This window comes from Micromonospora sp. NPDC049359 (assembly GCF_044466585.1).
In the GTDB taxonomy this organism is placed as follows: domain Bacteria; phylum Actinomycetota; class Actinomycetes; order Mycobacteriales; family Micromonosporaceae; genus Micromonospora.
The window spans coordinates 892,019-905,799 of record NZ_JBITMW010000001.1; the positions used below are offsets into that span (position 1 = coordinate 892,019).

Genomic DNA, 13,781 nt, shown 5'->3' on the forward strand with positions numbered 1-13,781 from the left:
CTACCGCCCCGACTCATCGATTCCGGCAGAGTGCCCGTGGCCTTGGTCAACGCAGCCGGCACGCATGCGAGCGAGTTCTTGACGCAGGCGCAGGCCGTCGCGGTGGCCCGGGTGCGCGGCGCGGTGGACCGTGACGGTCCGGGTGAGGAGTTGACGAGCGTGTAAGCAGTGCCCGTCCTGGTAGAGGACGAGGGCGAGGGTCGCTTGGGCGGCGAGGGTGGGCAGCGCCTGGGGGCCTTCGGCCTTGCTGTGGTGGCGGATGAGGTCGCTGTAGCAGTTCGCGGCTTCGGTGAGGTTGCCGGTCCGGCGGTGTGCGGTGGCGAGGACCCGGAGGGCGGCATGCGCCTCCGGTGAGGTGACACCAAGTAGGCGACGCAGGGAGCGGTACGCCCACTCCGCCCAGGGCGGCGCGGTGCAGGCCTCACCGTGGTCGAGGGTGAGTTCCGCGAGTAACGCGGCGGCGTTCGCGGAGGCGACGTCCAGGGCGCAGATGTCGTCGGTGGGATCGGTGAGCAGCAGCCCGGTGTGCAGGACCTGGATGGCGCGTGCGTGATCTCCGTGATCAGCGCGGGCACGAGCGTAAGTGAGGCGCTGCGCCATGGACATCCGAGGTCCGACGAGCTGGCGCGGGTTGGCCCGCCACGTGATGCGCAGATCGCCGGGATCGGCGCCGACCGCGACACGGTGCAGGCCACCAGGGGCGTACGCGGCAGCAGAATCGACTTTGCCGGGGGGCACTAGGTGCGGGGCGCGGTGCAGCACCGCCTCAGCGATCGCGTCGCGCAAGGCCTGGGCTGAGACGGGTGCCCGGCCGCAGGCCGGCATGCACAGGTAGACCGGTGGGCATCCGGGGAGCTGCACCAGGATCATCGGATGGTCACAGCTGTGGCAGGCCAGCAGCCCTGGCGGTACCGGGGCGGCCGGCACCGCTCGTGCCCGCGCCACCCATTCGTCGATGGTGGCCGGTGACAGCCCGCGCTCTCGAGCCACATCTTTGATCGCCGGTGGCAGGCCGTGCTCGACGGCACGCTTCAACGTCGCGGCCACCGCATCGGCAACAAACGCCGGCGTCCACGAGGCAAGCGGCGGGGTCCTCGACGGCATGGCGCACTCTTTCTTCCTGCTCGTGGGTATGCCCGACGGTGGTTCGTGGGATGTCATGCGGCTGGGCGGGTCGACGAGTCCCAGTTCGGTTCGACGCGCGGATGCAGAGGTGGTGGCGGCGGTTCGTCATTCGATGCGCCGGGGGGTTCCCACCACCGATGAGACGAGTGGGTGTGGGTGAGATAGAGGAAGTAGTTCTCGACGTGCCAGCCGGTGGGCGTACGGCGGGCATATTCGTAGGCGAGGACCTCGCCGGTGCTGGGGTGCAGGATCAGGAGATCGCGGTCGTTGTTGCCGGTGGCGGTGATGCCGATGCCGCTGCGACCGGCACGGTCGATCACCCGCGAGTAGTAGGTAATCGGCTGGGTGTCGCGCAGAACGGCGATCGTGGTGGCGCGTTCGACGCGCCGTGGGCTGTACCAGTTGGCGAGCGAGGCAATTCCCCGCAGCACCGCCTGGGGCTCGGCGATGTCGCCATAGCGGCGGTTTATCCCGTCGCGCACTGCCCCGCTGTCGGTGAACGCACTACCCGGTTCGACGAAGAGGATTTCGCCGGGTAACCACCAGTCCTTGGTCACCTCGACATACCCGCGGGGGTAACTGGTGAGAAGCTGCGCGCCCGACCGGTCATCGGCGCGCCAGCGGATGATGTCCCGCACCATGATTGGGTCGCTGCGCCAGAGGCGAAGGTGGATCACGTCGTACGTGCCCGCCGTGAGATCGCAGCTGCTGGCGGAGACCTGGCCGATCAGCTGATGCAGTCGTGTCGCGGGCGGGTGGGGGTACCACAGCCGGGTCGGCCCCGCGATCCGCGTGCTATCGACCACCTGTTGCAGCTGGGCGGTGGACGCGTTGCGTGGTGTCGTGCACGGCCCTGCGTCGGGACGGGCTGATCCGGCAGATCGGATGGCACAGCCCGGCAGCGGACTACCGGCCAACAGCAGAACCGCGATCTTGACAGCGGTGTGGCCAAGCAGCGTGCGAGGTCGCAGGGCGCCTGCGAACCGGGAAGCCGGCGTCCGGGTGTCGGCCAGCGGTCCCGTTGTCGCACTGACCGGCCGGAGGCACCTCGGGCGGTCGGCGTCGATGCTTGTCATGGCCACCTCGCCTGGGTGCAGACGGCGCGATGGTTCGAGCTGGTGGGCGTCCCCGCGGTGTCGGTGATGCGGGCGCGGAGAGGATCGCCGCTGGGCAGGTACCTGTTGGCGATGGTCGTGGCGGCGGCGAGGCAGCGGTGGGCAACGTCGGGCCATCCGCAGTCGCGGTAGAGGAACGCGAGTTCGGTGAGCGTGGTCAGGCTGACTGGTGCGTCGGGGCCGTGCCGGTGCGCGGCGGTGGTGTAGACGTCGGCGAGGTCCCGGATCGCCTGGTCACAACAGCCGACGCGGTGGCGTGCCCGGGCCAGGCCTGCGCGGGCGTACAGGGTCCGCTCGTGGCTGGCGCCGAGGTGCGCGGTGGCGAGGTCGACCAGGTCGCGGTAGGCGGCCACGGCCTGGTCGGCGTGCCCGTTCACGGCGGCCAGGGGTGCCAGCAGCGCCGCCGCATCGAGTTGTTCGGCAGGTGGGGTGGCGCGGTGGGCGAGCGTGCGGGCGTAGACGGCCCATTGGTAGGCGTCCGTGAGGTCGCCGAGCGTCTGCCGCGCCACGGCGTGGTCGATCGCCCTACGCGCGGGCGTGTGGTGTGGCCCGCACGCCGGTTCAAGTACCCGGGGCCTCGGCGTCCGCGTCGGCATGTCCGTTCAAGCTCCTATTCATGTTCGGTCTTGGGGAAAGGGCTGGTGTGGCCGACGGCGACAGTGGGGGCCTATCGCCGTCGGCCACGTCGGTCGCCGCGGCCCTTCCCTTTCATAGGCGGGCGACCGGCTTGTGCGCCCCAGCGCGGCTCAGCGAGACTGGCAGGCGATAGCGCGCGACGGTGATGCGAAGACGCGGCGTGATGGCTGAGCTGTCGCCTCCGCGTAGGCATCCGGCTCACTGGGGGGCGACGGGCCTCGCGAGCGTCGGGGCGACGGCGGTGGGGTTGGTGGCGTTGAGTTGCCCCGATTCGTGAGCTGGGCGTGGGGCGCGGTGCATCAAGGTCACCGTCGGCCCGTCGGGGAGGGTGAGCGCCGGTCGGGGAAGGTATCCGTGTCGGAGGTACAGGTCCTGGGTGTCGGGAAGGGTCTCGGTCCAGGCGGGCAGGTTGATGCGGTCGAGGCGGGCTTCGTGGTGGGTGAGCATCGCCGCGCCGAGGCCACGCCGCTGGGCGTCAGGGCGCACGGCGAGGATCGCCAGGTGGTGGTGCGGGTCGGTGGGCCGCTGGTTGGTGAGCAGTTGGTCGAGAATGTCGAAGCGCTGCGCGTGGGTGCCGGCGGCGGTGTCGATGCGGCTCCGGTAGTTCGCTGGTGGCGCGATGGGCCGGTAACGGTGAAAGGCGACGGCGGTAGCGCTCAGGTCGTCAGTGATCTGGATGTCGCCGTGGAACATGGCGTGCTCTACCCAGATCGCCGCGACGTCAGCCAGGACGCGGCGGCGCGCGGCCGGGTCGGGCACCAGCCACTGGGCGAGTGCGGTGGGGTAAACGGCATCGGCGATAAGTGCGGCGACCGGGCCTTTGTCCACCCATCGGGCAGAACGGATGCGCGGAATGACGTCCATGGATTCTCCAAGCACGGCGGGCAGATGGATAGCTGCCGGTGGTGTCCGGGGTCAGCGGTATGCGGCGGTGGCGAGATCCCCCACTGCGGCGTCGACCGTCGCGGTGATGTCGCGTACCGGCTGGTGGTGCTGTTCGGCGATGGTGCGTAGCTGTGCGGCGAGCACGGTGGTGTCGTCGGCGAGGTAGAGATGGTTGAGCAGCCCGAGGGTCGTGACCAGCCCGGCGAGAGCGGCGGTGTGGTTGTCAGGCTGGTTGCGGCCGGTGGCGATGTAGTGCAGCCGGGCGCGAGCGACGACCGGCCACTTGACGTCCAGGAGCAGGTAGCGGTCGGTGCGGGCGAGCCCACCGAAGCGGCGGCGCTGCTGGTGGCGCAGGATCCCACCGGCGACCAGGCCAGCGCGGGTGCGCTCGTACAGGCCGTCGGCGAACCCTCGCACCCAGCCGCGCAGGGATGGGGCCGGGCGCGCGTATCGGATCGAGGAGAGCGCGCTGTCGGCGATCAAGTCGCCGACCGGCTCGTGCAGGCGCAGCCACAACCGCCGCTCTGCGCCCGGCTGGCCGTCGCCCTCTCCGGGGTCGAACGCGACGCGACCGGCGAGGAACAGGTCGATCAGGACCGCGCCGGCGAGGCCGAGGGCAAGGGCCTGACGGTGGATATGCAGCTGGCCGGTGTCGTCGTCGTGCCCGAGCAGGAACAGGTCATCGCGCAGCGGCAGGCGCGGGATCGACGCGGTCATCGGCGGGGCTCCTACCGCAGCCCGGCGGCCCGTTGCCGCAGCCGGGCGTGCACGCCGTCGTGGACGGACTGCGGCTGCGGGAGCAGCCCCTTGTCCACCGCGGCGAGGACCGTGTAGTTGGGATCGCAGACGTTCCCAATCGGTGCCCGGCCTGCCTGCGACACCAACTGGTAGGCATCGATTTCGTCCAGCTCGGTGAGCTGACTCGTCCAGGCGACGAGGTCGCGGTGAGCGATCCGGTAGGCGTCCTCCAATGGCCGGGCGCAACCGATCGACATGATCTCCCGATCGGTCTCCAAGCGGGGCCACACCGCCGGAACGCCCTTGATGACCTCGACAACCAGGGTGGTGGTCGTGGCAATTTCCACCCCGACCCCGCAGGCCTCCCCCTCGCCCTGGCGGGCGTGTCCGTCGCCGAGGGCGAGCATCGCCCCGTGCACGTTCACACCCAGGTACAGGGTCGATCCGGCGCGCAGCTCAGCGGTATCCAGGTTCCCACCGTGGATGTCGGGGACGATCGTGGAGCGGGCCTCGAACCCGCCGGGCGCCACCCCGATAGTGCCGATCATCGGGTCAAGCGGCAGGTCGATGGAGTGGTCGCTGGCCGTCGCGTGGAAGCGGACCGTGCCGGCCTGCCGGTCGATGTCGTACACCCACACCCGCTCCTGCAGCGGCGGCTGCAGGGTGGCGGTGTGGGACGTACCGGTCAGCGCCCCGAAGTGCGGGAACGTCGAGGAGACGCCCCAGTCGCGGGCGGGGGTGATGGCGGCGAGGTGGACGGCGAGGGTGTCGCCGGGTTCGGCGTCCTCGACGAAGAACGGCCCGGACACCGGGTTCAGGTACGGCATCCGGCACACCTGCGACGGCAGGTCCGCCGGCCCGCGGACGAGGCCGCCAAAGCAATCCTCGGTGTACACCTGCAGGATGTCGCCGGAGCGGACGTGGGCCACCGGCATCCGGCCGCCGAAGGTGTAGGCGAGTTCGTCGCGGGCGGGACGGTACGTGATCGTGTCCATGGCGGTCACACCCGTTCCACGTGGCGGGCCTGCGGCTGCGCGGGCGCCAAACCCGACAGCGCGGGCCGGCGGCCAGCCAGGTACAGGCCGGCGAGCACGACCACGCCGAGGGCGAGCCACGCCAGACCGAGGCGCTGCGCGGCGATGTTCGCGTTGACCACCACGTAGGCGAGGATCGCGAACCCGATCCCGGGCATGACCAGGTGCGCCCACCAGTTCCCGCTGCGCTGGCGGATGAGGTGGTGCACGACCACGGAGACGTGCAGGACCAGGAACGCGACCATCGCCCCGAAGTTGATCAGCGACGACAGCAGCGTGATCCCGTCCGCGCGGGTGGCCATGTACAGGCCGAGCACCAGGGACACGGCGCCGGTGAGCAGGGTCGCGTTGATCGGCACGTTCCGGCGGATCGACACCTTCGCCAAGAAGGCGGGCAGTTGCCGGTCCCGCGCCATCGCGTACAACAGCCGGGACGTGGCGACCTGGGCGACCATCGAGTTCGGCAGCCCCCACGCGATCGCGGTTGCTACCGCGCACAGGGTCGCCAGCCAGCCTCCGCCAGCCACCTGCGCGGCGTCGTAGAAGGCGGTGCCGTTCGGATCCCCGTCGCTGAGCAGCGAGGCCGGCTCGGGGACGAGCATCGCGGCCAGCCAGGTCTGGGCGATGAACAGCACCCCGGCCAGGATGAGGACGGCGGCCATGGCCCGGCCGATCTGCCGGGAACCGCCCTTGGTCTCCTCGGCCAGCATGGAGATGCCGTCGAAGCCGAGGAAGGACAGCACCGCGATCGACACCGCACCGGCGACAAGCGACCAGGTGAACGTGTCGGAGTTGTAGAACGCGTCCCAACTGAACCTGCCCCTACCCGAGGCAAGAGCCCAACCGGCGACAGCGAGAAAGACCGCCAGGACGACCAACTCACCAACCAGCATCACCCGGGTCACCATCGCGGTCATCCGCATCCCGACAGAGTTGACGACCGTGTTGACCGCGACGAACCCGAGCAGCCACAACCAGACCGGCACCGCCGGGACGGTGGCGTGCATCGCCACCGACGCCACCAGGTACAGCAGACCCGGCACGAGAACGTAGTCGAGCAGGATCACCCAGCCGGCCAGGAACCCGACCGGTGCGCTGATACCCCGGCCGGCGTAGTTGTAGACGCTGCCCGACATCGGGAACGCCTTCACCATCTGCGCGTAGGAGAACGCGGTGAACACCAACGCCACCACACCGACCGCGTACGCCAGGGCCACCATCCCGCCGGAGCCGGCGTACACGCTGCCGAAGATCGCCATCGGCGCGATCGGCACCATGTACACCAGCCCGTACGCGACCAAGTCCCGAAACCGGAGTTGCCGGCTCAGTTCCTGTCGATATCCATATCGGGAGAGGTCATTCTGAAAACTCATCACACTCCTCAAATGTCTGCGTCCTGGCCAATCTCGCGACTCGCAGCTGACTCGTCAGCGAAGGCAACCGCTTCGTCGGACCTGAACCGCTGCTAATGATTTCGACCAGCAAGCGGACAGGTATCTCAGCAACGAGATTTGCTCACCGAGACAGATGAGTCGATAGCGCTGATGCGGACACACGGTGTTGTCCGCATGCAACTGTCCGCGTAGCGTTCGACCACGTACGGTCAGACCTTTCCAACTGCAGCAGTGACGGACAGACAGCACTCAGGAGTACCGGTGGCGCAAACTCCACGACGGCTGACCCCGCACCGATCGGCGCTGCATGGATTCGGTGCCGCGCTTCGGCAGTGGCGCGAGCGCCGCGGGCTGTCCCAGCGCGCTCTGGGCGGGCTGGTGCACGTCAGCGGGGACCTCATCGGCAAGGTGGAGAAGGCCGAACGTTGGCCGTCCGCCCGCTTCGTCGAGTCGTGTGAGGGCGCACTGCAGACGGGTGGTGAGCTGGTCCGCTTTCTGTCAGACCTCGAGAGTGGGCGTCGCCTCACCAGCGTCGGCTACCGCTTGGTCGACGGTGCGGAGGGCCAACTCCGGGCCTCCATCGATCATCCCGACAGGCCCTACCTGCTCCGCTCGTGGCACGAGCAGCTCGCCGGTCTGGCCATTGCCGGAAACCGCACCGGATACGCCGGGATGGCGTCCACCGCCCATGCGCAGATCAGCATCGCGGCCGCGGTCGGGCGGCGGAGCCGTTCAGGCGATCGCCGAGAGATACTCATCGCGCAGGCACTGTGGGCGGAGTTTCTCAGCTGGATCGACGAGCAGGGCGACGCCGCCGAGGCTGACGCCTGGCTGCGACGCGCCCAGCAGCAGGCCGTCGAAGCCAACGCGCCGGCGCTCGCCAGCTACGTCCTGATGAGGCAGAGCCAACGCGCCCTCGAACGCTTCGATCCACGTAATGCCATTGCCTTGGCGCAGCGGGCGCTGGAGGAGGTCCGGCTACCAGGCCGTATCCGCGCTCTACTGCTGATCCGCCAGGCCCAGGCCTACGCGATGGGAGGTGACCAGAACGCCTGTGCAGCCAGCATCGACAAGGCGCACAGGGTCGCCGGCAGCGCCGAATGGGGCTCGGAACTGCCGATCGATGTCGGCGTCCACTGCGACGCGGTGTACGTGGCTGCCCACGAAGCGCAATGCCGTCTGCTCCTCGGCCAACCGGCGGCTGCTGCCGATCTCTACGAGCAACTCCTGCGCCACTGGCCAGCTCAGTGGCGCGTCGACGAGGCCCTTTGGCGATCGGCCCTGTCCACCGCCTACCTCAACAGTGGCGACGTCGAGCGCGCGGCGACGGAGGCCGCCAACGCCCTGACCTTGGCCACTGGTACCTCCTCCGCGCGGGCTCTGCGCTGGTTGAACCCGACGGCGGTGGCCCTGCGCCAGCAGACAGCCATCCCCGAGGCCGCGACCTTCGTGCTCGCCTATCGGCAGGCGACCCTCGAAGCGTGCAACCATTAGCCCGTGGATCTCATCACCACGGCAACGAGCACCGACGAGTCCGAACGAGCAGCGTCCGTCGCGGTCCTCCCAGTCGGGAGTTTCGAACAGCACGGCGCCCATCTCCCGCTGCTGACGGACACCATCGTGGCCTGTGCGATCGCGAAGGCAGTCGCCGAACGCTACGGCCTCTTTCTGCTGCCGCCCGTGACGATCTCCTGCTCCCACGAGCACGCCGCGTGGCGTGGAACGGTCAGTATCAGCGCCACCACCCTCGCCGCCGTGGTCGGTGACATCGCTGACTCCCTACGTGAATCGGGCGTCGATCGGCTCGCCGTGATCAACGGACACGGCGGGAACTACGCCCTTGCCAACATCGTTCAGGAAGCCAACGTCGCCGGACCGAGGATGACTCTGTTCCCCGCTCGGGCCGACTGGGACGACGCTCGCGTTGCCGCCGGCCTGCACAGCACAGCCCACCAGGACATGCACGCTGGCGAGCTCGAAGTTTCGCTGCTTCTGCACGTTGCGCCGGAAGTGGTACGTGATGGCTTCCAGCATGCCGACCACCTAGCGGACGACCGACGTCACCTCCTCACGCGGGGCATGAGTGGCTACACCACCAGCGGCGTCATTGGTCTGCCGTCCCACGCCACCGCGGCCAAGGGCAAAGCCGTACTCGAAGACCTTGTTCGCTCATTCGCCGACCACTACGGCCTCCTGCCGAGACCCTAGGCAGGATCAGGAATGATGCTGGACGAGGCTTTCGTTCGCATCGACATTGCCCCTGGGAGAGCGCTCGGGCGGACGCGGTTGACGAGCCCGCCGTCGTCCGGCCCGCGTGGAAGTTGTCCGAGGAGGACCTGTGAGGCTGGGCGACAGGATCGCTGAAGTGTCGGTGGACGACGCCGTCCGCGCCTCAGTGAGTTATGACCAGCTGCGTACCGGTGATGACGGCCTGTACTGGCTGGAGACTCACCCCGACGCCGGCGGGGGCACGACGGTGACACGGTGGCGGCCCGGCGAGGGCAAACGTGACATCAGTCCGAAGGGCTTCGATGTCGCCAGCGGCGTTCACGCGTACGGAGGCGGATCGTTCGCTGTCGCCGAGGAGACGTTGTGGTGCGTCGGCCGAGATGGCCTCTACCGGAGCCGCCGTCACGGCGACGAACTCGAATTGGTCAGCCATGGATCCCTCGGTGACCTGACGATCGGCGACGGTGAGTTGCTGGCTGTGCGGGAGTCGGAGCAGGGTGACCAACTCGTCGCGGTGTCGCTCACCGGTGATCCGCAGATGCGAACTCTCGTCTCGACCCGGGGGTTTCTCGGCGCGCCTCGGCCGGGTCCGGGTTCGTTGGCCTGGACCGCGTGGAGCGAGCACGACATGCCCTGGGACGCGTGTGAGGTGTGGGCCGCCGCCTACTCACCGCACGGTGGGGTCGAGGACCCAGTGAGGCTCGCCGGGGGCCCTGATGAGTCTGCGGTGGAGCCGCGGTGGGGACCCGACGGGGCGTTGTACTTCGTGTCGGACCGCAATGGCTGGTGGAACCTCTACCGGTGGAACGGGCTCAAGGTGGAGGCGGTGGCGCCGATCGCGGGCGAGTGCGCCGCGGAGCCATGGGAGCTGGGTTACGCGTCTTACGGCTTCCTCGACGACGGTCGGATCGTCGTGGCGGTGCAGGAGGGGCCGCGACACCGCCTCGTCATCATCGAGCCCGACGGCACTATCCGCCCGATCGGCCTCCCGTACACGTCGATCAAGCCGTACCTGGCCGTGCAAGGGACGACGGTGGCGTTGATCGGATCATCGCCGACCGCGGCCCCGCAGGTCGCGCTGATCGACCTGGCTGACGCCGATCCCCAGGTGGAGGTGCTTGCCAGGTCGGAGCACGCCGGACTCGACGGGGCGCGAGTATCGGCGCCGACCGAGCTTCGCGTTCCAGTGGCCAATGGTCGGGAGGTGCTTGCCCTGGTATATCCGCCGACGAGCGCGGCTGCGGACTGGCGGGCACCGGTGATCGTGCGGGCCCATCCTGGGCCTACCGCCTCCTGCCTGCTGCGCCTGGACTGGCAGGCGCAGTTCTTCACCAGTCGCGGGTTCGCCGTCGTGGATGTCGACTATCTGGGTAGCACCGGGTACGGCCGGGTGTTCCGGGAATCGCTGTACGGCCGGTGGGGTCTGGACGATGTCGATGACTGCGCGGCGGTGGCGGTGCACCTGTTGTCGGCGGGGCAGGCGGTGCCAGGGCAGGTGTTCATCCGTGGTGCCAGCGCCGGCGGATACACGGCGTTGCACGCGGTGGCCCAGGACGGCCCGTTCACCGCCGCCACCGCCGTGTCGGCGATCGTGGATCCCGAGCGGTGGGCGAAGACGGTGCCCCGGTTCCAGCGCGCGCACGCGGTGCGGCTACGAGGTGGCGCCGGTCGGGTCCGAGCCGCCGATGTCCAACGGCCAGTGCTGCTCATTCACGGCACCGCCGACGAGGTGGCCGTGGTCGAAGATGTGCGCGAACTCGCCGAGGAGCTAACCTCTCGCGGCATGGCGCCCGAGGTGCTGCTTCTTGCTGATGTCGGCCACTATGTGGCGTCGTCCCGTCGAGCGGGCGCGGCGCTGGAGGCGGAGTTGGCTCACTACCGCTCGGTGATGGCGGATGCAGCCAACGATCGACAGGGGTTACACAGCCGCCAGCGGTAGTCGGTGACGCACGTACTCGCCGAACTCGCGGACCTCGGGCTCACACCGATAGGGCTCGAGGTCGACCTGTACCTCGACGATGCGCTGCAGGCAGCGGTGTGAGGTGGTTCGTGCGGCGTAGTCGACTGCCTCGCGTGCGGCGGCGCAGGCTTCGTCGATGCGGCCGGCGGCGGCCAGCGACGAGGCCAGGAGCGCGGTGTCGATGGCGAGTCGCCGGACATGGGTGGGACTCAGCGCGGTGAGGGCCTCGCCCAGGTGCTGCTGGGTGTGCTGCGGTCGGCCCAGGTCGTGGAAGCAGTGGGCGATCTCGTCGGCGAGGTACGCCGCGTCGAAGTACCGGATCCACGGAGGCTCGTCCTCGGGCTTGCTACGGGCCAGTTGCTTCTCCGCGATGTCGAAGTGGGTCAGGCAATCGCGTTCGCGTCCGAGGCGGGCGTGCGTGCGTGCCACCACCGCGTGCAGTGCGGCTGCCACAGCGGGAGTCGCCTGGGTCTCGCTCCCTCTCACCGCCGTCAGCGCCATCCTGCGTGCCGGCTCGGGGTGCCCGCAGTGCAGCGCGAGGTGACCGATGTTCACGGCGAGCAGGTAGCTGCCGTACGGGCGGTCCTCGGCAGCTTCCGTCAGACGCAGAGCGCGAAGGTAACGGCGCTGGGCGAGGCCGTGGGCGCCAGTGTCAACCGCCTGGTACCCGCAGAGCTCGAAGAATCCCGCCGCCAGCGTGTAGAGATGGCGACCAACAGCGTCAGAGGTGGGGGTATTCGCCAACAGCCGGTTCAGCTCGCCCTCGACGTACCGCTGCACCTGCGCGTGGACTCGTCCGGCGCCGTGGGTGTGGTCCAACTGCCGGAACATCGCCAGAGCGGTCTCCGCCGAATGAAGATCCTCTTCGTCAACATGGTCAGGCGAGCCGAGTCGTCCGGCCACGGGCGGCCGGGGTCCCGCCGCAGCGTTCAGCCAGTCAAGGGCGGCGCTGTCCAGGACGCCGGGTTGGAACGGAACCCGAGCGACCATCTCAACCAGCCCCAACGTTCCTGTCGGGCGATTGGACAGCGCGCTGCTGAGGCCGCCGCCGGCCGGTGAGGGGGTGCTCGGCTTGCCGTCGCTGGTCCGGTTACTGCCGAGCAGCGGTAGCAGGCGCATCAGGGAGCCGCCGGTCACCAGCGCCTTGTCGCAGGCCTCGACGAACTCGCGGGAGGGAAACCGGTCGGCCGTTTCCACCCGACGCACGAGATCGGCACTAAAGCGGATCATGGTTCCGAGCCGCGCCTGCGAGAGGTTGGCGCGCTCGCGCAGTCGGCGCAGTTCGGCGCCGAAGAAGTGGCGCTCGGACAGGGATGGCTGGAGCGCTCGCGGGGTCTGGCCCATGACACCGCCTTTCGGGCTGTGCGTCGCCGATGGCATTGAGCAGCGTGGACATCGCGCACATAGGGTCACCCAGTGTTCAGCGCGGCGCAACCAGGATCGCCGGGGACTGCGCTACATGACCGTCGACCCAGAAGGCGCGCCGCATGCGGACAATGCCTTCGTCCGCATGCTCGGCATTCACGACGGCAACTTTGAGGGCGAGTGTGAGGAGAACGGGGCGCGACCACTCGTCAGATCCGCCCTGGTTCTCCACGACCCTGGGAGGTGCCAGTGGAGCACGAAGTCCGCGTCAACATGCTCGTGCCAACTGCGATCGTCACCCAGATGACCCCCGACCAGGCCGCCGGTCACCGCTGCCTCCTCGGGCGCTGCGGTGAACCGGAAGAGGTGGCGGACACGATCATGTTCCTGCTCTCACCGAAGGCGTCGTACACCACCGGCAGCACGCTGCAGGTCCACGGAGGACTGGGACTGCGATGACGACTACCCACGGCGGCATCACCGAGATCGATTACGCAGCCATGATCCGCGCCCTGAACCAGGTCCACTACGCGGGCGAGACGTCGTTCTACAACAACGCAAGGCTGCGCCCCTGCGAGGAGGCGCTCTACCACCGGCTCGGCGTGGGGGCGCGAATCCTCGATGTGGGATGCGGTGCCGGTCGCGTCGCCCAAGCGATAACCGCATTGGGCGGCGACATCGTCGGCGTCGACATCAACGAGGCGGCCCTGGCCGTTGCCCGGGCCGCGTGCCCGAACGGCACCTTCGTGCACGGCAGCATGAACGCCCTGCCACTACCAACGGACACTTTCGACCAGGTGTGGTGCCTCCGATTCTCCTTCAACGCGCTGGCAACCGAGGCCGAACGTGTGGAGACCCTGCACGAGATGTGGCGGGTGTGCGCCCCGGGAGGCACCGTCCTGGTGGAGACGTTCAACTGGTACTACGCCGGCCGGCTCGGGCTTGTCCGTATCGCCAATCTGCTGGACCTGGCCGCCCGCGCCGCGCGATGGCGGGGGCAGCGCCGCACCGGCTCGCGGCCCCTGCCAGCGCGCGACATCATCTACCTCGCCAACAAGACCAGCGGAGCGGCACCCGGCTACGCCCACCTCACCACCGCCCACGAGCTGTACCTCCTCGCGGCGACATGCGGGATCCGGCAGTACGCGACTGTGACATCGGAGGAGGGTGTCCTGTCGGCCCCCGCGCCCCCGGTACGCGGCAGACACCGCCGGTACTCGATGTGGCTCGTCCTCCGCAAGCCCGGGGAGCGGTCATGAGCTTGTTGAGAGTCGGCGACCACGCGCTGGAGATCCGGATC

At 69.1% G+C, this 13,781-nt stretch carries 13 protein-coding genes; 5 read left to right on the forward strand and 8 right to left on the reverse strand.

Annotated elements, in window-relative coordinates; all coding sequences use genetic code 11:
- The 7 genes from ACIBTX_RS04155 to ACIBTX_RS04185 all read right to left on the reverse strand — a co-directional run bounded on the left by ACIBTX_RS04155 (position 1) and on the right by ACIBTX_RS04185 (position 6,906).
- Positions 1 to 1,104: a hypothetical protein gene (locus ACIBTX_RS04155; protein ID WP_357129801.1), complete on the reverse strand. Its 1,104-nt coding sequence runs from the start codon at positions 1,102 to 1,104 to the stop codon at positions 1 to 3.
- Positions 1,105 to 1,157: 53 nt separating this feature from the next.
- Entirely contained in the window at positions 1,158 to 2,201 is a 1,044-nt protein-coding gene (locus tag ACIBTX_RS04160) for a hypothetical protein (protein WP_396832027.1), read from the reverse strand.
- On the reverse strand, positions 2,198 to 2,749 hold the full coding sequence (locus ACIBTX_RS04165) for a hypothetical protein (protein WP_357129795.1): 552 nt from the start codon (positions 2,747 to 2,749) through the stop codon (positions 2,198 to 2,200). Before ACIBTX_RS04165 ends, ACIBTX_RS04160 begins: the two co-directional genes overlap by 4 nt.
- 325 nt (positions 2,750 to 3,074) lie before the next feature.
- Entirely contained in the window at positions 3,075 to 3,740 is a 666-nt protein-coding gene (locus tag ACIBTX_RS04170) for a GNAT family N-acetyltransferase (protein ID WP_357129792.1), read from the reverse strand.
- A 51-nt stretch (positions 3,741 to 3,791) separates the two neighbouring features.
- Positions 3,792 to 4,478 (reverse strand): GPP34 family phosphoprotein, encoded by a 687-nt coding sequence (locus ACIBTX_RS04175; RefSeq protein ID WP_357129789.1) that lies wholly within the window; start codon positions 4,476 to 4,478, stop codon positions 3,792 to 3,794.
- An 11-nt stretch (positions 4,479 to 4,489) separates the two neighbouring features.
- Positions 4,490 to 5,503 (reverse strand): acetamidase/formamidase family protein, encoded by a 1,014-nt coding sequence (locus ACIBTX_RS04180; RefSeq protein WP_357129787.1) that lies wholly within the window; start codon positions 5,501 to 5,503, stop codon positions 4,490 to 4,492.
- Positions 5,500 to 6,906 (reverse strand): APC family permease, encoded by a 1,407-nt coding sequence (locus tag ACIBTX_RS04185; RefSeq protein ID WP_357129784.1) that lies wholly within the window; start codon positions 6,904 to 6,906, stop codon positions 5,500 to 5,502. The genes ACIBTX_RS04180 and ACIBTX_RS04185 overlap by 4 nt, the downstream gene beginning before the upstream one ends.
- Positions 6,907 to 7,188: 282 nt before the next feature.
- Between ACIBTX_RS04185 and ACIBTX_RS04190 the strand changes: the two genes are divergently transcribed.
- The 3 genes from ACIBTX_RS04190 to ACIBTX_RS04200 all read left to right on the forward strand — a co-directional run bounded on the left by ACIBTX_RS04190 (position 7,189) and on the right by ACIBTX_RS04200 (position 11,095).
- Positions 7,189 to 8,421 carry a helix-turn-helix transcriptional regulator gene (locus ACIBTX_RS04190; protein ID WP_357129781.1) on the forward strand — a complete coding sequence of 411 codons (1,233 nt, stop codon included), beginning with the start codon at positions 7,189 to 7,191 and terminating at the stop codon, positions 8,419 to 8,421.
- A gap of 3 nt (positions 8,422 to 8,424) precedes the next feature.
- Entirely contained in the window at positions 8,425 to 9,135 is a 711-nt protein-coding gene (locus tag ACIBTX_RS04195) for a creatininase family protein (protein WP_357129778.1), read from the forward strand.
- A gap of 157 nt (positions 9,136 to 9,292) precedes the next feature.
- Positions 9,293 to 11,095, forward strand: coding sequence for a prolyl oligopeptidase family serine peptidase (locus ACIBTX_RS04200; protein WP_396832028.1), 1,803 nt, complete (start codon positions 9,293 to 9,295; stop codon positions 11,093 to 11,095).
- On the opposite strand, the gene ACIBTX_RS04205 is transcribed toward ACIBTX_RS04200, so the two are convergent.
- Positions 11,075 to 12,460 (reverse strand): helix-turn-helix transcriptional regulator, encoded by a 1,386-nt coding sequence (locus tag ACIBTX_RS04205; protein ID WP_357129772.1) that lies wholly within the window; start codon positions 12,458 to 12,460, stop codon positions 11,075 to 11,077. The genes ACIBTX_RS04200 and ACIBTX_RS04205 overlap by 21 nt on opposite strands.
- Before the next feature lie 270 nt (positions 12,461 to 12,730).
- On the opposite strand from ACIBTX_RS04205, the gene ACIBTX_RS04210 reads away from it, so the two are divergent.
- Together ACIBTX_RS04210 and ACIBTX_RS04215 are read left to right on the forward strand one after the other, a co-directional pair.
- Positions 12,731 to 12,940 carry an SDR family oxidoreductase gene (locus ACIBTX_RS04210; protein ID WP_393293727.1) on the forward strand — a complete coding sequence of 70 codons (210 nt, stop codon included), beginning with the start codon at positions 12,731 to 12,733 and terminating at the stop codon, positions 12,938 to 12,940.
- Positions 12,937 to 13,740: a class I SAM-dependent methyltransferase gene (locus ACIBTX_RS04215; RefSeq protein WP_357129768.1), complete on the forward strand. Its 804-nt coding sequence runs from the start codon at positions 12,937 to 12,939 to the stop codon at positions 13,738 to 13,740. Before ACIBTX_RS04210 ends, ACIBTX_RS04215 begins: the two co-directional genes overlap by 4 nt.
- The last annotated feature ends 41 nt before the right edge of the window (positions 13,741 to 13,781 follow it).